At 36.6% G+C, this 21489-nt stretch carries 19 protein-coding genes and 1 pseudogene; 18 read left to right on the top strand and 2 right to left on the bottom strand.

The window, feature by feature from the left end; translation table 11 throughout:
- Positions 1-12: 12 nt before the first annotated feature.
- The 7 genes and pseudogenes from APF76_05940 (at position 13) to APF76_05910 (ending at position 7001) form a co-directional block, all read left to right on the top strand.
- A complete protein-coding gene (locus APF76_05940; protein ID KUO50004.1) occupies positions 13-1176 on the top strand; it encodes a hypothetical protein in 1164 nt (387 codons plus the stop codon).
- 98 nt (positions 1177-1274) lie between these two features.
- Positions 1275-1901: a hypothetical protein gene (locus tag APF76_05935; protein ID KUO50003.1), complete on the top strand. Its 627-nt coding sequence runs from the start codon at positions 1275-1277 to the stop codon at positions 1899-1901.
- Positions 1902-1917: 16 nt separating this feature from the next.
- Entirely contained in the window at positions 1918-3168 is a 1251-nt protein-coding gene (locus APF76_05930) for a hypothetical protein (GenBank protein ID KUO50002.1), read from the top strand.
- Positions 3169-3287: 119 nt separating this feature from the next.
- Positions 3288-4523, top strand: a complete 1236-nt coding sequence (locus APF76_05925) for a hypothetical protein (GenBank protein KUO50001.1) — start codon at positions 3288-3290, stop codon at positions 4521-4523.
- Between the two features lie 469 nt (positions 4524-4992).
- Positions 4993-5322 carry a PadR family transcriptional regulator gene (locus tag APF76_05920; protein ID KUO50000.1) on the top strand — a complete coding sequence of 110 codons (330 nt, stop codon included), beginning with the start codon at positions 4993-4995 and terminating at the stop codon, positions 5320-5322.
- A gap of 17 nt (positions 5323-5339) precedes the next feature.
- Complete coding sequence (locus APF76_05915; protein ID KUO49999.1) at positions 5340-6128, top strand: low-complexity protein; 789 nt, start codon at positions 5340-5342, stop codon at positions 6126-6128.
- A 102-nt stretch (positions 6129-6230) separates the two neighbouring features.
- Positions 6231-7001 (top strand): annotated as a pseudogene (locus APF76_05910) (ABC transporter permease).
- A 214-nt stretch (positions 7002-7215) separates the two neighbouring features.
- On the opposite strand, the gene APF76_05905 reads toward APF76_05910, so the two are convergent.
- Complete coding sequence (locus APF76_05905) at positions 7216-8328, bottom strand: hypothetical protein (GenBank protein ID KUO49998.1); 1113 nt, start codon at positions 8326-8328, stop codon at positions 7216-7218.
- Between the two features lie 440 nt (positions 8329-8768).
- Between APF76_05905 and APF76_05900 the strand changes: the two genes are divergently transcribed.
- The 7 genes from APF76_05900 (at position 8769) to APF76_05870 (ending at position 15490) form a co-directional block, all read left to right on the top strand.
- Positions 8769-9059, top strand: coding sequence for a molecular chaperone GroES (locus APF76_05900; protein ID KUO49997.1), 291 nt, complete (start codon positions 8769-8771; stop codon positions 9057-9059).
- A 30-nt stretch (positions 9060-9089) separates the two neighbouring features.
- Positions 9090-10739: a molecular chaperone GroEL gene (gene groEL / locus APF76_05895; GenBank protein ID KUO49996.1), complete on the top strand. Its 1650-nt coding sequence runs from the start codon at positions 9090-9092 to the stop codon at positions 10737-10739.
- A gap of 749 nt (positions 10740-11488) precedes the next feature.
- Positions 11489-11710 carry a hypothetical protein gene (locus APF76_05890; GenBank protein KUO49995.1) on the top strand — a complete coding sequence of 74 codons (222 nt, stop codon included), beginning with the start codon at positions 11489-11491 and terminating at the stop codon, positions 11708-11710.
- Positions 11700-12836 carry a 2-oxoglutarate ferredoxin oxidoreductase subunit alpha gene (locus tag APF76_05885; protein ID KUO49994.1) on the top strand — a complete coding sequence of 379 codons (1137 nt, stop codon included), beginning with the start codon at positions 11700-11702 and terminating at the stop codon, positions 12834-12836. The genes APF76_05890 and APF76_05885 overlap by 11 nt, the downstream gene beginning before the upstream one ends.
- On the top strand, positions 12837-13658 hold the full coding sequence (locus APF76_05880) for a hypothetical protein (protein ID KUO49993.1): 822 nt from the start codon (positions 12837-12839) through the stop codon (positions 13656-13658).
- Positions 13658-14227, top strand: coding sequence for a 2-oxoglutarate ferredoxin oxidoreductase subunit gamma (locus tag APF76_05875; protein ID KUO49992.1), 570 nt, complete (start codon positions 13658-13660; stop codon positions 14225-14227). Before APF76_05880 ends, APF76_05875 begins: the two co-directional genes overlap by 1 nt.
- A gap of 18 nt (positions 14228-14245) precedes the next feature.
- Positions 14246-15490: a glutamate dehydrogenase gene (locus APF76_05870; protein ID KUO49991.1), complete on the top strand. Its 1245-nt coding sequence runs from the start codon at positions 14246-14248 to the stop codon at positions 15488-15490.
- Between the two features lie 60 nt (positions 15491-15550).
- Here the strand turns inward: APF76_05870 and APF76_05865 are convergent, their stop codons facing one another.
- On the bottom strand, positions 15551-16924 hold the full coding sequence (locus tag APF76_05865) for a citrate synthase (GenBank protein KUO49990.1): 1374 nt from the start codon (positions 16922-16924) through the stop codon (positions 15551-15553).
- 198 nt (positions 16925-17122) lie between these two features.
- Between APF76_05865 and APF76_05860 the strand changes: the two genes are divergently transcribed.
- The 4 genes from APF76_05860 to APF76_05845 all read left to right on the top strand — a co-directional run bounded on the left by APF76_05860 (position 17123) and on the right by APF76_05845 (position 21486).
- Complete coding sequence (locus tag APF76_05860; GenBank protein KUO49989.1) at positions 17123-18928, top strand: transcriptional regulator; 1806 nt, start codon at positions 17123-17125, stop codon at positions 18926-18928.
- Between the two features lie 19 nt (positions 18929-18947).
- Positions 18948-19907, top strand: a complete 960-nt coding sequence (locus tag APF76_05855) for a hypothetical protein (protein ID KUO49988.1) — start codon at positions 18948-18950, stop codon at positions 19905-19907.
- A 125-nt stretch (positions 19908-20032) separates the two neighbouring features.
- Positions 20033-20722 (top strand): hypothetical protein, encoded by a 690-nt coding sequence (locus APF76_05850; protein KUO49987.1) that lies wholly within the window; start codon positions 20033-20035, stop codon positions 20720-20722.
- A 224-nt stretch (positions 20723-20946) separates the two neighbouring features.
- The gene (locus tag APF76_05845) at positions 20947-21486 is read left to right on the top strand and encodes a hypoxanthine phosphoribosyltransferase (GenBank protein KUO49986.1); all 540 of its coding nucleotides are present in this window, start codon (positions 20947-20949) and stop codon (positions 21484-21486) included.
- The last annotated feature ends 3 nt before the right edge of the window (positions 21487-21489 follow it).

Raw genomic sequence — 21489 nt, 5'->3', positions numbered from 1 at the left:
AGGGGGATTAGAATGGATAGTTTATTAAACAGCAGGCTAAAGATTATTACATTAATAATGACATTATTTGGGCTTATCGGTGCTGGAGCTATTCTAATCTATGGTGAAAGGGTATTAGGAACCTCTGATTCAGTCCCGTGGGGATCTCTTATAGCTATTTACTTGCTATTCGCAGCATCCAGTGTTGGATTAACAATAATGGCATCACTTTGGTATATATTTAGAATTGAAGTTTTTAAAGTCGTTACTAAAAGAGCATTAACCCTGGCGATTATCTCAATAGTGCTTGGTTTCATAGCCATTGGTCTTGAATTAGGTAATCCACTCAATATGGTGTGGCTGTTATTATCTCCTAACCTGACTTCAGGTATTTGGTGGATGGGAACCTTATATGTGATGTATTTAGGGCTGAGGGTATTAACTGTTTATAATATTTACCTGGGTAATGACAATAGGGTTATGACCTTTAGTAGATTGACATTTTTTGCAGGTATAGCAGCAGTTAGTAATCTTGGAGCAGTATTTGGAAATATTCATGCCAGACCTTTCTGGCAGGGATCAACAATGTCATTCCAGTTTTTACTAATAGCTTTCATGTCTGGTGCAGCTATTCTTGCAATTGTTACTTATCTGCTTAACAGCAGACAGCCAGGTCAGGAGTCAAATGATAATGAAAAACTGCTTACCTTAATTGGAAAAATTTTGGCAACATTAATTGGAATATTTGCCTTTCTTACCATATGGAAATTAATAATAAACCTGTATGGACAGGTGCCTGGTAAATATGAGGCAGCAATGGCACTCTTAGCAGGGCCTTTAAGTATCAGTTTCTGGTTGTTTGAAGTTGGAATTGGTATGGTAATTCCCATGTATTTATTGCTTACTACTAGAAAGTTTGCATCTGATAGGGTCTTTAAAGCTTCCGTTTTAGCCATGATTGGCATATTTTTTGGTCATTACAATATGGTCATTGCTGGACAGATATTTTCTCCTGTTGTCATAGAAGGTATGACGGGAGTCCCCTACAATTTCTATTTCCCTTCATGGCCAGAGATTTCAATACTAATTGGGACAATAGGTGGAGCTATTTTCCTTGCACTTTGGGTAGAAGAAAACATTATGAGAGGCAATGGAAAGCTTCCACATAAAATTATAGCTAATTTCAAATATGAATAAGGAATCTACTTGAATAAGCTGGGGATATTCCTCGGATTAAGATTAGATCCAAAATAGAGGTGTGTCCCCTTTGGTGAAAATGGAGGTGGTTAGAAAAAATGGTTCCTGATACTCGAAAAGAGATGCTGGCTGATCTATTTACAATATTCGCAGAGTTTTATAAATATCCCGACCAGGGATTCCATGGGCAGCTTTCCTCAGGTAAGCTATGGTCTCAGATGAAAGACCTGCTTCAAGAAGTTGAGTTCTCTACTGAAGGAATTCCATGTGAAGAAATGACCTTGAATTATCATGATTTGAAGCAGGAATATACCAGATGCTTTATTGGGATGGGACAGAACTATGCTATTCCAGTTGAGTCAGTCTATAAAGTATGGACAGCAGATAAATCTTTTCAAATAAATATTGCTAGTCAAAAAGGATATCTAATGGGTGATTCTGCCCAACATATATTGCACATTATTGAAACAATGGGGCTGGAAATTCCAGAGGAATTTTCTAAAACTCCTGATCATCTTGCTATTTTACTAGAGCTTCTATCCCATATGTTAGTTAACTGTCAGTCGGATGAGATTTATCTTTTTCTTCAGGAGCATTTTGACTGGCTGGAGGATTTTTTAAAAACGTTAAAGGAGGTTGAAGCAGCAAGTCTATATATTCAAATTACTCAATTGTTAATAGATTGCATAGGTGAGTTAGGTAAAGATAAAAAGCATCAATATTAGGGAGGAGAAAAACAAAATGAAAAAATTATTTGTGTTGTTGCTTGTACTAATGCTGGCTGCTGGGGTGTTTACGGGGTGTGGCAGTACTGGGGAAGATAATGTAGAACCTCCGGCTTCTGAGGAACAAACTCAAGGAATTGAGGATAATACAGAACAGGAGAAGGAAGAAATAAATGCTGTTCCTCTAGATCCAAATTTAAACTATATTGACACAGAGTATCTTACTAATCTAATGAAAAATGAACTTCCCACAAGTGAGAGAGTCGCATATGATGAATCACCACCCGAATGGAATTTTGTGCTTGTAGATTCAAGGCCAGATGTGAAATATATAGAAGGTCATATAAATGGGGCGGTAAGTATTCCAGATGCACAGTTTGATGAGTATCCATGCAGACTCCCAGTTGAAATGGACACAATGCTTATCTTTTACTGCGGAGGATTAGATTGCCCATTAAGTTCTAATTCAGCTAGAAAGGCAGTAGAACTTGGTTATACCAATGTCCATGTATATCAAGAAGGTACACCATTCTGGACAGAAGCAGGGAATTATCTGACTATAACACCAGAGTATGTAGTAAATCTAATTACAGAAGATTACGTTAATGACATAGAAAATAAACCAGTAGTAATAATTGATGCTAGACCTTATAATCTGTATTTTAAGGGACATATACCTACTGCTATTCAAATGGATGATACTATCTTTGAAGAAAAATACTTAAATACAGTACCTGCTGACAAGAGTACAGAAATTATAACATATTGTGGTGGCTTTTTCTGTGGTAAGAGTCATTTTGTAGCAAAGATTTTAGTTGATAATGGTTATACAAATGTGAAAGTCCTAGCAGGAGGCAACCCTGCCTGGGCAGATTTGGGTTATCCATTGTTCGGTGCCGAATCATCCGGTGGCAGCTTCGATGTATCAGGTAGTAATAAAGTTGACAGAGGTTTAAAAGCTGAAGAATGGCAGAAGAAATTAGAAGCTGGAGGCAAGGTAGTAGTTATTGATATACGAAATGATACTGAAGTTGCAGGTGGAATGATTAAGGGAGCTATTCATATTCCAGATAGCGAGATTCACAAAGATCCTCAAGCAATTGCATCAAAATTACCAGATGATAAGGAAACTACCTTGTTGATTCACTGTGCTACAGGTGCAAGATCTGCAGGAGTAGTTGAGAAAATTGCCGCTCTGGGTTATGCAAATACTTTCTTTTTAGATGGCAGAATTCATGTAGATGCAGAGGGCCAATATAGTTTCTAAAGAAACAATTAAAGCCATGTATCAATCAATAACATTGTTACATGGCTTGTTCTATTATACTAGAAAACAACTGCTTACCCCTTAGCTTATAACTACATTAAAAAATATAAGGAGTCGCTATGAAATTACTTGTAAAAGAATTAGAGGAAGCTCAAAGGTTATTGCTTACTAATCTTGAGAAAATGGTTTCAATTAGAACACCAATTGAAGCTTCTTTGGATCAAGTGGTCTATAATGATGTCCATGCAAGTACAAATGTGCCTGCATTTTCAAAATCAGCCTTTGATGGATTTGCACTTAAGGCCTCAGATACTATTGGGGCTACACAGGAAGGTCCTGTCAAAATTAAAATCCTAACGGAAATAAAGGCTGGTGATACTAGACAAGACTATAAAATAGAACAGAATAATGGAGTAAAAGTCTTGACAGGGGCTCCTATTCCTAGGGGAATAGATGCTGTTGTTAAAAAAGAGGATGTAGATTATATTGACAGCACAATAAGCATAAAGCAAAAACTCGATAGCAGCAGTAATATTATAGAAAAAGGCGCAGACATAAAAAATGGAGATCTAATAATTAAAGCAGGAGATTCTATTAGCCCCTATCACTTAGGAGCATTTACAGCTTTGGGTATGACAGAGGTTTTAGTCTATAATACACCCAGAATTGGCGTTATAAGTACAGGCGGGGAGCTCAAAGAATTGGGAGAAGAATTACAGTATGGACAAATTTATAATAGTAATCTATACACCATAGTTGCATTAATAAATAGTTTGGGAGCTAGTGGTAAGGGATATGGGTGTGTGGATGATAACATTGAGCAAATAAAAGACGTAATTAATAGAGCAATCAAGGAAAATGATTTAGTGATAACCACAGGAGGAGTTTCAGTTGGAGATTATGACTTAGTTGAAGAAGCCCTAGTTAGTCTTGGTGCAAGTGTTATATATAATCGATTAAATATAAAGCCTGGCACATCTTCCATGGCAGCAAAAAAGGAGGGTAAATTAATAGTAGCTTTATCCGGAAATCCAGGTGCGGCCTTAATTAGCTTTGAGCTTCTGATTAAGAACTTAATTAAAAAAATGAGAGGGTTTGAAAATTATCACTTCAAAAGGATACAGATTCCAATTCTTGATGGATTTAAAAAGAGTAGCCCACATAGAAGGTTTTTGAGAGCAAAGGTTTTCTATGAAAGGGATACTCTGGTAGCTGTACTTACGGGTAACCAGCAGTCAAGTGTGCTAAAATCCATGATTGGATGTAATGCCTTAATTGATATTCCTGCTGGTTCAGATCCTATTGAAAAGGGGACGTTGGTCAATGCTATATTACTAAAAAACGAAATAGATTAACTTTAAACCCTTTTACACCAGGGACAGGTTTTCTTTGAATTATCATCAGACAAATGCCAGAAGTCCTCGTCGCATTCTTTGCATTTTGTGCTCATTCCAGATGCTAAAGTCCTTGGCTCATCAGATAGAAAATCTTCTCAAAGACTCATTTTAGGTTAGCATGTTTCGTATGGCATCTATTACACCTACTGAAATCTTTTCACCTATATAGTTATACTGTCGGGGAAAATTATTCAATGGTAAGTTGAGGGGCTGGAAGTTTGAAAGATAAACAAATAAAAGCTATGTATCAATGAAAAAATCATTGGCACATGGCTTTTTCTATACAAACAGCCATTATCACTATAAGCGGAAATAAATCGGTATTATATTCTATCAAATGTATAAAACTAATGACAGTATAGCGATGATAAAAGTACCTTGACAGCCAGGGTAATATGATGTATATTGTATCTATGGAGGTGACGCAATGGTCGATAATAAAATCTCCTCGGATTTATTGAGAGGACATACGGATACCATTATCTTGAAGTTACTAAAGGGCGGCGATAAATATGGGTATGAAATATCTAAATTGATACATGCAAACTCTAGTGGTGAGTATGACCTTAAGGAGGCTACTATGTATTCCAGCCTGAAGAGGCTAGAGATTGATGGTGGTATAACTTCATATTGGGGTGATGCAACCCAAGGTGGAAGAAGAAAATACTATACGATTACTGAAAGAGGAAAAATGACTTATCTTGAAAATAAAAAGAATTGGGAATCCGCTAAGCGTATTCTTGATCAATTATTATAAGAGAGGTGGTAAAAACAATGAATGAGAAATTAATGAAATATTTAGACGGGGTATTTGCACCCTATCAAGACTTGTATACGGTTGAGGGATTGAAAGAAGAGTTGCATGTTAATTTACAGGAGAAAGTCAGAGATCTTAAAAATCAGGGTTATGATGACGAAGCGGCTTTACGCATGACCATCGATTCCGTGGGAGATATTGAAGAGATTATAGAAAGCATCACCGATAAGACAAGAGAACTGCGGCAGACTGTGAAAAGAGATTTGTCTACGAGCAACCTCCAAGATTCGGATTTAAAAGGGATAGCAGTACAAGATGGAAAGTTTGATATGAGCGACTTGAGAGGTTCGGATTTTAGTAATTCTGATCTGGTTAACGCTTCTTTTAAATGCAGTAATCTGAGAAATGTGAGATTTGATGGTGCTGATCTTACCGGAGCAAGATTAAATATGTCTGACCTGAGAAATGTAAGTTTTAATGGTGCTGATCTTACTGGAGCAAAAATAATCATGTGCAACCTGAAAGATAGTACTTTTAAGAATTGTGTCTTAAATAATACGGATTTTAGCAGTTCGGATTTATCCGGGATATGTTTTGAAAATCAAACGCTCAACGGCACAATTTTTGATAAAGCAGGATTGGCGGGGACATCTTTTAGAAACGCTGTCCTTCGAAATGTTTCCTTTCGCAATGTTCCAAAAAAGTCTATCCTTAAAGCTATCTTTGACGGTTCCACAATGGATAAACTGACTTACGCTGCTTTGAAAGGGTACAATGCTAACCTGACCAATGTCACAGTTTCTTGAAAAAGCAGGGATTTCGGTTGTTGAATTTACACAAAAGCTGCCAACACTAGAGGATGTGTTCCTTGCGATTATCGGTAGAAATCAGGGAAAGGAAGATGTGAAATGAAAATCATATCAGGAATGAAACATAATTTCAGCGATACAGCGGTGATGGGCGGACGTCTACTGCGCCATACCTTCAGGAGCATTGACACCTTGATCACGGTCGTCATAATGCCGGTTATGATGCTGCTAATGTTTATTTATGTGCTCGGTGGAGCGATGAACACCGGTTCTGTAGATTATATCAATTTTGTGGTGCCCGGTATCGTTCTGCTTACTACCAGCGGCGTGGCTTATACAGCCTTCCGTATAAACAACGATGTCACAGCGGGGATTTTCGACCGTTTTTATTCGATGCCTATCTCGAAATCCTCGATTCTGGGGGGCATGTGCTGATCGGTGGTGTTTAATATGTTTTCAACCATGCTGGTTCTGCTGGTTGCATTATTGGTCGGATTCCGTCCAGAGGCGGGGTTCACCGGATGGCTGCTTGTTTTTGGAATTCTGTTGCTGTTTACGCTTGCGATGACATGGGTTTCGGTAACATTTGGTCTATTGGCAAACAGCGGCGAAGGGGCAGCGGTCTTCTCCTACCCTCTACTGGGACTGCTCTTTATCAGCTCCGCCTTTGCGCCGACCGAATCCATGCCTGGGGTTGTCCGTGCTTTTTCCGAGCATCAACCGATGACGCCGATTATTGAGGCTGTACGCGCCCTGATGATGAATGAACCTGTTGGAAACAATGCTTTGATTGCAGTTTTATGGTGCTTGGGTATTCTCATTGCTTCCTATATTGCTGCAATGCAAATCTACAAGCATAAGACGGCATAAATATACTATGGAATACTATCAACGGAATAATAAAGTAGACTATTTTAAAGCATGGCACGCTTCTCTTGTGTCCAGATGGGAAGCATAGGGACGCAGACTGTGTGATATCTAAACCATAGAAAAGCTGGTACTTTTAGACAAATGCTAGTTTTTTGTGGGAGTAACATACTATTGGAGAGTAACGATTTTGATTTTGATGCTATTTGATAAAATATTAACCTTTTTTACACCATGGACAGGTTTTAATAGTATCACCAGGCACATACCAAAATTCGTCATTGCATTCTTTGCATTCCATACTCACTCCAGTTGCTAAAAGCTTTGGCTCACCAGATAAAAAATCCTCATTAGAAATATTGCCTTGCCATTGAATTTTACCAGTAAAACAAATATCCATGCAGATATTACATTCGGTGCATAATTGGGGTTGAAACATTAGTTTTTTGCTATTTTCTTCTTCAATGATTGTCAGGGCTTTAGTGGGACATAATTTTGTACAGGCAGAACAAAAGTTACAGTCAATAACTGCTAAGTGTTTATATGGTAGTAATGTGTCTGGCTTAAAGTGAACAGTTTTTGCTAAGTCTAAAATATGTTTCTTCTTTGTAGGTTTAGATTTTTCTAAGCTTCCTGTTTTGGACTCAGTTGATTTTTGGATATCAAGGTTTTCCAAAGTATAGCTAAGAACCTCTTGAGGCGCTTTTTTTGTGTTTGAGACTATAGTTTTAAAGAATTCTCTTCTATTTGCATTTTCTTTAGGGTTATTAGTTTTATTTTTGGATAAACTTAAGTCATTGGGATTAGTAATTATACTAACTTTATTGCTTAAATTAGTATTTATAAGTGGTGCAAAAGTTTTTATAGAAGAATGTAGATTGGCTATGTCATATCCTTGGCACTTTTTGCAGAAGTCTGTGTCTATCAATACAACTAATTCTTCTATAATACATATCATTTTAATAATCAGCTCAGGATATAATTGATGTAAACAGTTTACTTTTAGAATATCCTCGTGATTAGCTATATTAATATTTTTCAACATTGGAGGGCATGCTATAATTAGTTTTTGATTTTTTATTACTTTATTTAGTATAAAGTCTTCATCCAGTTTAAATACGTGGTTTGGACATACAAAAACGCAATTTCCACAATAGTTGCATTGATCTACAATTAATTGTTCATTAGCAAAAGAGATGCCCTTTGTAGGACAAATTTCTAAACATTTACTACAGGAAGATCGGGGAGTTATTTGCTTACTACACAATTCTGAACGAACCTTTAAAGGTGATAAGCTGGAAAAAAGTCTAGAAAAGAAATCTAAATTCATATATGTCACCTCCATTTAGAAAACTTATATTGCAAGTTTATTGTCTCATAAGTTAAGCTGATTTTAAAGATAATTGTATAGGTGCAATTATTAACGAAAATAGTATATTTTATGATATATTTTTTTAAATAATTATACTAATTCCTGCATATTTACAAAATAATAGTGTATAATTTTCGGCCATTTGTGGAATTATTTTTGATGGAAGTGTATTAATAAGAAAATATAGGGAAAACTAGCTCTGAATGGAAGATTTGAGGGGTTATCGTAGGAAAAAACAAGGTAAACAAACAATAATTAGCCATTTTAGCCATTTTCGAGACTTGCACATACTCAACCCCTCTAATATTATAAGTAGTAAGTGTTAGCACTCGCCACTAACGAGTGCTAACAATAAGTTGTAAAATTAAAATACATATATAAAAAAAGGAGGCAATAGAATGAACATTAAACCATTAGGTGACAGAGTTGTTGTTAAAATTTTACAAAATGAAGAAACTACCAAGAGCGGTATAGTTATTCCTGATACTGCAAAAGAAAAGCCACAAGAAGGAGAAGTAGTTGCTATCGGTTCAGGTAGAGTTCTTGAGAATGGACAGAAGGTTGAATTAGAAGTAAGTGTTGGAGATCGTGTATTTTATTCAAAATATGCTGGAAATGAAATCAAATTAGATGGCCAGGATTACTTGATTTTAGCTGAAAGAGACTTACTAGGTATAGTAGAAAGATAAATATTAAAATAGTTAAGGAGGTAAAGATAAATGGCTAAACAAATTATTTTTAAAGAAGAGGCAAGACATGCGCTAGAAAGAGGCGTTAATGCTTTAGCTAATGCAGTTAAAGTTACTTTAGGACCAAAAGGTAGAAACGTTGTTTTGGAGAAAAAGTTTGGATCACCTACTATCACAAATGATGGTGTTACTATTGCGAGAGAAATCGAATTGAAAGATCCATTGGAAAACATGGGTGCTCAATTAGTTAAAGAAGTAGCCACTAAGACTAATGACGTAGCTGGTGATGGAACTACAACAGCTACAATTTTAGCACAGGCAATCATTAGAGAAGGCCTAAAGAATGTTACAGCTGGTGCTAATCCAATGATACTAAAAAAAGGTATTCAAAAGGCTGCTGATGTTGCAGTAGCGGAATTAAAAAATCTTTCAAAGCAGATTGAAAGTAAAGAAGCTATCAGCCAGGTCGCTTCAATTTCTGCTAATGATTCTGAAATTGGAACCCTAATTGCTGATGCTATGGAAAAGGTTGGTAAAGACGGCGTTATTACTGTTGAAGAATCACAAGGTATTGGAACAGCATTGGATGTAGTTGAAGGTATGCAGTTTGATAGAGGATATATTTCTCCTTATATGGTAACTGATACTGAAAAAATGGAAGCTGTCTTAGATGATCCATATATACTAATAACAGATAAGAAGATTGCGGCTATTAATGAAATTCTTCCAGTTTTAGAAAAGGTAGTTCAGGCATCCAAGCCATTATTGATAATTGCTGAAGATGTTGAAGGTGAAGCATTAGCTACTATGGTTGTTAACAAGATCAGGGGTACATTTACATGTGTAGCTGTGAAAGCTCCAGGCTTTGGTGATAGACGTAAAGCTATGTTACAGGATATAGCAATTCTTACTGGTGGTCAGGTGATTTCTGAAGAAGTTGGTATCAAGCTAGAAAATGCTACAATGGATATGCTTGGTACTGCACGTCAAGTGAAAGTTGGCAAGGAAGATACCACAATGGTAGAAGGAAAGGGCTCTTCGGATGCTATCCAAAAGAGAATATCTCAGATCAAGAAGCAGTATGAAGATAGCACTTCTGAATTTGACAAGGAAAAGCTTCAGGAAAGATTGGCTAAGCTTGCTGGTGGTGTAGCTGTAATCCAGGTTGGAGCAGCAACTGAGACTGAAATGAAAGAGAAGAAGCATAGAATTGAAGATGCTTTAGCAGCCACAAGAGCAGCTGTCGAAGAAGGTATAGTATCTGGTGGTGGAACTGCATTAATTAATGTAATTCCAGCCCTAGAGTCAATTACAGGTGAAGGCGACGAAATGACAGGCGTTAATATTGTTAAGAAAGCGTTAGAAGAACCTGTTAAGCAAATTGCTTTCAATGCTGGAGCTGAAGGTTCAGTTGTTGTTGAAAAAGTTAAGTCATTAGAAGTAGGAATAGGCTTTAATGCTCTAACTGGTGAATATGTTGACATGATAGCTGCTGGTATAGTTGACCCAGCTAAAGTAACAAGATCAGCATTGCAGAATGCAGCTAGCATTGCATCTATGTTATTAACAACTGAGACTTTAATTGCTGACATACAAGATGAAAAAGATCCAGCTGGCGGCGGAATGCCACCAGGCATGGGCGGTATGGGCGGCATGGGTGGAATGGGCGGAATGATGTAATAAAAGCCCAACAGCCCTTAAGTATCAAGGGCCGCTCGTTTGAAAATCTATTTGCGGTAACAAAAAGGTAACATTGGTCAAATTTAGAGACTCCTCATTAATTTAGTAATTTCTGAGGGGACTCTTTTTTTTAAAGAAGATAAATGCCCTAATGTGGACCTCAATAGTAACAACATAACAATAATTACCATATTATGTATAAGAATTAAATTAAGGGAGGCTTAATTATGGGAAGACCAGGTCCGGGGCCAGTATTGCCAATCTTTGATGATAACTTAATTCTTATTCTTATTCTGTTCTTCTGCTGCTTAATGCCAAAACACCATCATCATCACCATGATCATCACCACCATAAATCATAATCATCATAATCATCATAATAAACATTTTAATAATGGCGAAGCATAATTAGTTATTTTCCTCACTTAGCCCCAGCTTTATAGCTGGGGTTTTTACGTTTGTGGTGTACAAACATCTCAAAATGACATGAGTATCAAATTGAGAGGATAATGCTATCAGGTACTCCTAAACCCTACTCTCATAATGAGATGAATAAATACCACCATACAGATGCGGCAAGTATTCCTGTACTTGGTGCATCTTTTACTTTATCAGTTGTTATCAACGGGTTCTGCATATTTGCCATATTGCAAAAATATACAAATTAGGGAATAAATATAATGCCCTGTTTTTGGCACGGTTCTTGCTATATAATGATATGAAGGCCAGACAATATAGGGGTGAAGATTATGACTGATAAACTAAAGAAGAAGGGCCTAGTACACATCAAAGCAGAATGGTGTAAGGGTTGTGGCATATGTGTGCACTTATGCCCAAAAAAAGTACTAGCACTAGATGAAATGGGAAAAGCAAAAGTAGTAAAACCAGATGATTGTAGTGCATGTAAAATATGCGAGATGCACTGCCCTGATTTTAGCATCCTTGTAGGGGAGGTTCAAGATGCCAACTAAAACACGTTTAATACAAGGTAATGAAGCATGTGCAGAAGGAGCTTTGGCTGCAGGCATAAGATTTTTTGCTGGATACCCTATCACTCCTTCTACTGAAATAGCAGAGATTTTAGCAGAAAAACTGCCTCGATATGGTGGACATTTTCTGCAAATGGAAGATGAGATAGCCGCTATGGCAGCAATAATTGGAGCTTCTTTGACTGGAGTAAAATCCTTAACTGCTACAAGTGGGCCGGGGTTTTCTCTAAAACAGGAAAACATTGGTTATGCAATAATGACAGAGGTACCTTGTGTAATAGTAGATGTTCAAAGAGGAGGGCCCAGTACTGGTTTGCCCACTTCGCCTTCACAGGGTGATGTGATGCAGGCAAGATGGGGTACACATGGAGCACATCCAGTTATAGCATTATCTCCATCATCTGTACAGGAAACATTTGATCTTACTGTCAAAGCAGTAAATTTTTCCGAGAGATTTAGAACTGCCGTTATTATTTTATTAGATGAAGTTATTGGCCATATGAGAGAAAGTGTAGAATTACCAGATCATTCTGAGGTCAAAGTAGTGAATAGAAAAGCACCTACAGTACCACCAGGGGAATACCTTCCTTATAAACCTGACGAAAACGGTGTTCCTCCAATGGCAAACTTTGGTGAAGGATATAGATATCATGTTACTGGACTTTCACATGACGAAAGTGGTTTTCCGACTGGGAGTTCTAAACTAACAAATGAACTAATATTGCGACTTCATGACAAGATTGAAAGATACAAAGATGAGATTACCATCACAGAAGAATATATGGTGGAAGATGCAGATGTAATTATTTTTTGTTATGGATGTATTACTAGGCCAGCTAGGAAGGCCGTAAAGGAAGCTAGGGCAGCAGGAAAAAAGGTAGGCATGCTGAGAACGGCAACAATTTGGCCATTTCCAGATAAAGTATTACTCAGAGCTACAAAGAATGCAAAGGCTGTCATAGTTCCTGAAATGAATATGGGTCAAATATTAGAGGAAGTTCAAAAACATCTAGGTTGCAAGATGATTAAGGTTGAACCTGTTGATAAAGTTGATGGAGAATTAATAACTCCTGCTGAGATTCTGGCTAAAGTAGAGGAGGTATTATAGATGTTATTAGCACAAAAGTATTTAAGGATGAACAAAATGCCTCATATATGGTGCCCGGGATGTGGAAATGGCATAGTACTACAGGCAATTATTAGAGCAGTTGATGAATTACAGCTTAGTAAGGATAATACCGTTTTTGTTTCAGGTATTGGGTGTTCTTCTAGGGCGTCAGGTTATTTGGACTTTAATACCTTGCATACTACCCATGGTAGAGCGTTAGGTTTTGCAACGGGAGTCAAGGTTGCTAAACCCAAATTGAATGTAATAGTAATTATGGGCGATGGTGACGCTACTGCAATAGGTGGCAATCACTTTATTCACGCAGCTAGAAGAAATATTGATTTAACTGCTATTGTATTTAATAATAGTATTTACGGGATGACTGGTGGACAATATTCTCCCCTTACTCCTACTGGGAGCATGGCTACAACTTGTCCTTATGGGAACCTTGAAAGAAATTTTGATATAGCTAAGCTCGCCATAGCAGCGGGGGCTACCTATGTTGGTAGAAGTACAACCTATCACGCAAAAATGTTAAGCAATCTTATAGTTAAAGCAGTAAAAAACAGGGGCTTTAGTCTAGTAGAAGCCATAACTGGATGTCCAATAAGCTATGGTAGAAAGAATAAAATGGGGTCACCAGTTAAGATGATACAGTCACAAAAAGACAATAGTGTAATGGTAAAGGCAGCTGCGAAAATGCAGCCTGAAGAGTTAAGAGGCAAGACGATCATTGGAGAGCTTCACAACCAAGAAGCACCGGAGTTTTGCGATCAATACGAAAATTTGATAAGTACCTTACGTGAAAGGAGACAATCCTGATGAACAAGGAAGTAAGGTTAAGTGGTTCTGGTGGCCAAGGTATTATACTTGCAGGAATTATATTAGCAGAAGCAGGCATTATTGATGGCAAAAATGTGCTACAAACCCAGTCTTATGGTCCTGAGGCAAGGGGGGGAGCAAGTAAGGCGGAAGTGATTATAGGGGAAGACGATATTGATTATCCAAAGGTCATAACGCCAGATATTGTTCTCGCAATGACACAGGAAGCTGCTAATAAGTATATTACATCTTTAAAGGACAATGGTTTAGTCCTTGTAGACAGCACTTATGTTATCAATTTGCCGGATTTTAAGAATATCTACCAAATACCCATCACAAAAATTGCCAAGAATGATGTAGGCAAGGGAATAGTATCTAACATGGTAGCCTTAGGTGCCCTTGTTGGTTTGACAGAAGTAGTGACATTTGAAGCTTTGCAAAGGGCTGTCCTTGCTAGAATACCAAAGGGGACAGAAGAACTTAATAAAAAGGCATTAAATTTAGGTTATGAAGCTGGAGTGGAATTAGCTGAGTCTGGTAAGAAGAGCCTAGTTAAAATGTGTTCCTAATTAAGGAGGAAAAGCAATATGAAGCTAAGTATTCTTGAGGCTACACGTGTCTGGCTTAAAAAAGCAGTTGAGATTATGAATTATGGTGAAGATGTTTATGAAATTTTAAAAGATCCACAAAGAGTATTATATGTACGTTTTCCAGTAAAGATGGATGATGGCACCATCAGAATTTTTACAGGTATTCGCGCACAGCATAATGATGCAGTTGGACCCACTAAAGGTGGCATCCGCTTTCATCCTATAGTTGATATAGATGAGGTAAAAGCATTATCCATAATGATGACGTTGAAGTGTAATATTATGTGTCTGCCTTATGGTGGAGGAAAAGGTGGAGTAATATGTGATCCTGAGAAAATGTCCAAGGATGAGTTGGAAGGGGTAAGCAGGGGCTATGTAAGAGCTATTAGTCAGATTGTTGGTCCAACAAAAGATATTCCTGCCCCAGATGTTTTTACAAACCCACAAGTAATGGCATGGATGATGGATGAATATAGCAAAATAAGAGAATATGATTCGCCAGGCTTTATAACTGGTAAACCAATTAGTTTAGGAGGATCTTTAGGTAGGGCATCTGCTACTTCTAAGGGATGTTCAATTACAATGGATGAGGCAGCAAAAAAAATTGGTTTAGATATATCCAAATCAACTATAGCTATCCAAGGGTGTGGCAATGTAGGTTCCTATATGGTTAAGTTTGCTGAGGAAATGGGGGCCAAGATAGTTGCTGTTTGTGACGTAAAAGGTGGGTTATACTGCCCTAATGGAATAAGCTATGAAAAAATCAGAAAAGAAATGGAAACATGTGGAACTATTAGAAATTTAGAGGATTGCGAACGAATAGCACCTAAGGATGTCTTAACAATAGACTGTGACATCTTAATTCCCGCTGCAATTGAAAATGTTATTTCCATGGATAATGTTCATGATATTAAAGCTAAGTTGATTATTGAAGCAGCAAATGGTCCGACTACACCAGAAGCACATACTATTTTACAAGACAAAGGAGTACTTATTGTACCAGATATTCTAGCAAATGCTGGAGGAGTTACAGTAAGTTATTTCGAGTGGGTACAAAATAATGAAGGTTATTACTGGTCAGAGGATGAAATTCATGAAAAATTAGAGCTAAAGATGAGATTGGCATTTAATAGGATTTGGGATATAGCTCAGGAGAAGAAAGTTGATTTACGACTTGCAGCTCATTTAGCAGGTATTGAAAGGGTAGTAGAAGCAATGAGGTTAAGGGGCTGGGTACGTTAAAAAGTTCTTTTGAAATAGAAAAGATCTAGCAGAGCTATGATTTGCTAGATCTTTTCTATCCTATCTATTGTACAATGGCAGATAATTGGCTGTTTCTTGTACACTTTTATATGCAGGTCTAATTATTTTCCCCCCACTTACAATTTCTTCTAACCTATGGGCGCACCATCCGGGTATTCTGGCCATTGCAAAAATAGGTGTATAAAGCTCCTTTGGAATATTAAGCATTTCATATACAAAGCCTGAATAAAGGTCCACATTAGATGGCACTATTATTTCCTTATTGTATTTTTTTGATAAAATCAGAGGAGTTAGTTTTTCGATAAGACTATAAAGGTAAAAATCATCCTCCATATTTTTTTCTTCAGCTAGCTTTTTTGCTTTAGCTTTTAATAGTATTGACCGTGGATCTGACAAGGTATAAACTGCATGCCCCATACCATATATTAGACCTGTCCTATCATAAGCCTCTTTCATACTTACTTTAGTAAGATATTCTTCTACCTGTTTTTCATCTGTCCAATCGACTACATTAGATTTTAAGTCCTCTATCATTTCTACAACCTTAATGTTAGCGCCTCCATGTTTATTGCCCTTTAAAGCTCCTATAGCAGCAGAAATTGCAGAGTAAGTATCAGTATCAGCTGATGATACAACATGAGTGGTAAAGGCGGAGTTATTTCCACCACCATGTTCAGCATGGAGCATTAAGCTTAGGTCAAGGGTTTCAGCTTCAAGTTCTGAGTAGTTGTGATCTGGTCTTATCATGTGCAAGAAACATTCTGATGTACTTAATTCATCCTTGGGTAAATGTATAACTAGACTCTTACCATCAAAGAAGTGTACCTTTGCTTGATATCCATAGGCAATCATTGTTGGAAAGCGAGCAATTAATTCGATTGATTGTCTGAGAACATTTTCAACATTAGTGTCATCAGGATCATCATCATAGGAATAACTTGTCAATACACTCCGTGCTAATTTATTCATGACACTTCTGCTTGGAGTTTTTAGGATCATATCCTCATGAAAGCCATTGGGTAAATATCGCATGGTACAGAGCATTTCTTTAAATGTGCTTAAATGCTCTTCATTTGGCAGATTTCCAAATAACAATAAGTAACATACTTCTTCAAAACCATGTCTATGTTCGTCTTGTATACCTTCAACTATTTCTTTAATATCTATACCCCTATATAGAAGTTTACCTTCCTGAGGTGTCTTTTCTTTATCATCTTTTAAGTATCCTTGTACCTCTCCAATTTCTGTAAGGCCAATCAATACTCCTGTACCATCGCTATTTCGTAGACCGCGCTTAGTGTTGTGTAATTTATACAGTTCAGGATCTATCCAGTTGTGCTTTTCTGCAAGTAAGGATAGCTCGCGAAAAAATGGATCTTCAAAAGGATTGTTCTTTACAGTTAAACTTACCATAGTATATTTATTCCCCCCATTCTAATGTAGTACACACGTATTATTGTATACAATTATACCGGAACGAAAGTCTCTCGTCAATTATCACTTCTATCCTATTATTAGATTTGCTAATCTGATTTTCAGGGTTTTGAAGGACTTAGATGTAATATGGCGAATTTTTTATTAATGAAATGTTTGAACCATGGGAGGTTCGTGGTGAATAGATTATACCAAGTTAAAGAAAAAGGTCAAAAAGTCGCTGAAGCTATAGCTACTGTTTTAAATGTTGAAGTAGAAATAGTAGATGAGGATCTGGTCAGAGTGGCGGGTACTGGACGTGTTAAAGAAAACATAGGTTCCAGAATGTTAAGAGGTCTAGTTAACAAGAAAGTGTTAGAGACTGGTCAATACCTATATATCAGCTCTCCGGGTCATCATGAGATTTGCAAGAAATGTACATTAGCAGGTGGATGTTTTTATAAGGCATATATTGTATATCCTATAAAAGTAAAAGGAGAAGTAATTGGTAATATTAGCCTAAGTGCTTTTAATAAAGAACAAGAAGACAAACTCAGGGATCAAAGAGTGTCTATGATTGATTTTGTAAGCAAAATGGCTGATTTTATTAGTTCTAAGGTTATAGAAAAACAGATGGCAGCAGATAGAACGGTAATGGTAAATAGATTAGAAGCTATTCTGGATTCTGTACATGAAGGTGTAATGGCTGTTGATAAAAGTGGGTATGTTACACACCTCAATAAATCTTCTGAGCAAATTTTTGGACTTGAAAGAAGCAAAGTTGTTGGTAAAAACTTAAATGATCTTGCTCCTAATCTGCCTTTACTAGACTTACTTAATGGAGGAGAAGGTTTTACTTATAAAGAAGTATTTGCAAATTTTAACACGCAAAAATTTCATCTTTTGAGTACAGCTAGACCTATTTTATCTGAGACAAAAGAAGTTGTAGGTGCTGTGGCTTCGTACAGGGATTATAGTGAAACCCAAAAAAATGTATATGAAACATTCAATAAACAACAGCACCTTTCCTTTGACGATATTATTGGTTCAAGTGCATCGCTGCAGGAAGTTGTAAAAAAGGCAAAGAAAATTGCTAGCAGCAATTCAACAGTTCTAATATTAGGAGAAAGTGGAACTGGTAAGGAATTATTCGCAAGGGCAGTACATGAGGCAAGTACTCAGAGGAACAAACCATTTGTATCTATAAATTGTGGTGCTATCCCAGAAACTTTACTTGAAAGCGAATTATTTGGATATGAAGAAGGAGCATTTACAGGAGCTAAAAGGGGAGGGAAAATAGGTAAATTTGAATTGGCTAATAGTGGTACTATCTTTCTAGATGAAATAAGCAATATGTCTCTCTATTTGCAGGCAAAATTATTAAGGGTATTGCAGGAGAGGCAGATTGAACGGGTCGGTGGAAATCAGTTAGTCCATGTGGACATTAGAGTAATTGCAGCTGCAAATACTGACCTCCAGGATCTTGTAACTAAGGGACTTTTTAGAGATGACCTATATTATAGATTGAGTGTCATTCCATTAGAGATACCACCTTTGAGAGAGAGAAAGGAAGATATCCCCCAACTTTTGGATTATAATAGAATCAGATATGGCAAACTCCTCAATAAAAAAGTAATTGATTTTGAAAAAGAGGCTTTGAATGTATGCTTAAACTATAGTTGGCCAGGTAATGTGAGAGAATTAATTAATACTGTTGAATATGCCATTAATATTGAAGAAAGTCCTATTATTCAAGTAGAAAGTTTACCGCCTAGGATTTGGGAGGACGTTAATGGTAAAGAAGTTATTGATTATGATGCGACTGGAGAAACTGTTGTCAAGAGCCTAGATGAGATAGAAAAAGACGCTATAATAAATGCATTAAACCACTTTGGGTGGTCTGAACAAGGCAAAATAAAAGCTGCTAAAGCTTTGGGAACTAGCAGAGCAACTATATACAGAAAAATTCAGAAGTATAAAATAGAACCAGAAATACTTAATTAGTAGTGAAAAGGGGTCTAAAATGAATTCTCGAGAATTAATTTCCAAAAAGCTTTCTGGAGAAAAAGTTGATATTATGGCTAAAGGTGAATTCTTTCTGGAAAAAGGATTAACTTTGCAGTTAGCCAGTAATGTAGATAAGTGGCAGGCCAAAAAAGATGCTGTTAAAACCCTGGGGATGGATTATATAGCGCAAGGTGTTGATAAAAAGCTCGATGGAAGAGACCATTGGGGAAGATTAGATTTTGGGCAAAGAGGCTATGAAAGGCCTGTATATGCTAGTATTGAAGACTTATGCACTAATCTTAAAGTGGATCATTTTAATTATGAACGTCTTTCTCGTTGGAAAAAAGAAACTGATCTTTTCATATTTGCTCTAATAGACGGTCCATTTCAAACGTTAAGCAGTTTACTAGACTATAATCAATTTTTAATGGATATAATGCTAAAAAAAGATCTCATGCAGCAAGGGGTAGAGGTACTTACTAAGGAAATAATAAGATTAGTTAATAGTGCACTAGAAAATGGTGCTGATGGCATAATTATAGGAGAGGATATTGCATACTCAAAAGGCTTAATAGTTTCTCCAAAGATACTAAGAAATATGTTTTTCCCGAGGATTGAAGAGATTGCAGGCAATACGAGCAAACCAGTAGTTTTTCATAGTGACGGTAACCTAACAGATGTATTACCTGATATTGCAAAAACGGGTATTTCCGGTATCCATTCCATTGAAGAAGACTCAAACATGGATATTAGAAAAGTACGTGAAGCTGTTGGCCCTGAGATATGTCTGTTGGGCGGCTTTGACCTAAAGAATTTTTATGAATATGATGGTGAAGAATTAGTCAAAAAAGTGAAGCAAATTGTCGACATAGGCAAAAGATGTGATCCATTCATATTTGGAACATCTGCTGGTATATTAGATGATAACTTACCAGTAGAAAAGGTGAAAATAGTTTATCAATTAGTAAATATTTAAAAATGTGAACTTATTATCGAAAAATTTCTGTCATAATCCACCCTCCTTATAAGTACAATTGAAGTAATATAGACTTCGCCAAGTTAGGCAGTTAAAAGGCGGAAAGTAAGGAAGGAAGTGGGAGGTTGGCAATAAACTATAAATTCAATTGGAAGACTTTAATAATTTTAATCCTAGTTATCATTTTGGCTATGTCAGGTTACCTGTATTATGCATGGGTAAACAGAGTGATTCCAGAGGAATTACTTCCACAAGCTATAGAAAAAACCACATCTGTAGATAGTTATCGCTACCATGTTGCGCTAGAGCTAAACGTAAATGATCAGGATCGGCTTTTAAGCAAGGTTAAAGGAGAAAGACAAGGAGAAGAGTTTCAACTAGAAGGAGAAATAGCTGGCCAAGAAGTAGATGTAATTTATGTTGAAAATAAAGTTTACATGAGGGATAGTGTATCAGGTCGTTGGATGGTTAATCATGGTGGTGATATTTTTCAGCAAGACTTGTTTATGATAGAAGTCAATCCCATAGCTAGTTTAGAGTATGAAACATTAAATAATATTTATTATCTTGGAGTTGAGAAAGACAGTGTTACCGCAGTTGTTATAGAATATAGTCCGGTAGTTACAAACAAAATGTTGACTACTTATTGGAATGATTTTAAATATAAAGTTTGGATTGATAGAAGGACAAAACGGGTTTTTAAAGCAGAGATATTTGCGAATCATAAAGATAATCCTCAAAATGGATTACATATGCAATTAGTCCTTTATGATTTTAATAAAAATGTTAAAATTGAAGCTCCTTCTACAGAATAATACAAAGATGTAAATTCTTCCTCGGAAATTCCTTTCTGAAGAAGGATTTTTTTTTATTTGAGAGAAGTATATGCTTTATGGAATTTTGTCCAAAAATCATGCTGTTTTCTATTACTAGAATATTTTTCATTTACCAGCTAGAAACTATTGTTAAATAGTAATGATTCACTTTCACGCAATACATTACAAAGACCTACAAGTATTTTATAGAGGGAGAGCTGTATATGGAAAAAGATATAAAGCAAATATTAGTAAGTGAAGATGACATTAAGAGAGTGGTTGCAAAACTAGGAAAAGAGGTTACAAGTACCTATGAAGGCAAAGAAATAATGGTTATTTGTATATTAAAAGGAGCAGTTATTTTCTGTTCGGATTTAATTCGGGAAATTAAAGTTCCTTTAAAATTGGACTTTATGGCTGTATCAAGCTATGGAGACTTAACAGAGAGTTCTGGAGCTGTGCAAATACTTAAAGACCTAGAATCTAGTGTGGAAGGCAGACATCTCTTGATAGTTGAGGATATCGTTGATACTGGCTTAACCTTAAAATACCTGATTGGGATTTTAAATGCTAGAGGACCAGCTAGCATAAAAACGTGTTCATTTTTAGATAAACCTGACCGTAGAAAAGTAGATGTAAAAGTTGACTTTAGTGGCGTTGCAATACCTGATGCTTTTGTGGTAGGATATGGATTGGATTATGCTGAGGATTATCGACACCTACCATACGTAGCTGTTCTTGAGCCAGAAGTATATGGAAAATAAGAA

The sequence above is a fragment of the Desulfitibacter sp. BRH_c19 genome (assembly GCA_001515945.1).
Lineage (GTDB): Bacteria > Bacillota > DSM-16504 > Desulfitibacterales > Desulfitibacteraceae > Desulfitibacter.
The sequence above is the reverse complement of the archived record's forward strand: the minus strand, read 5'-3'. Positions and strand labels throughout refer to the sequence as shown.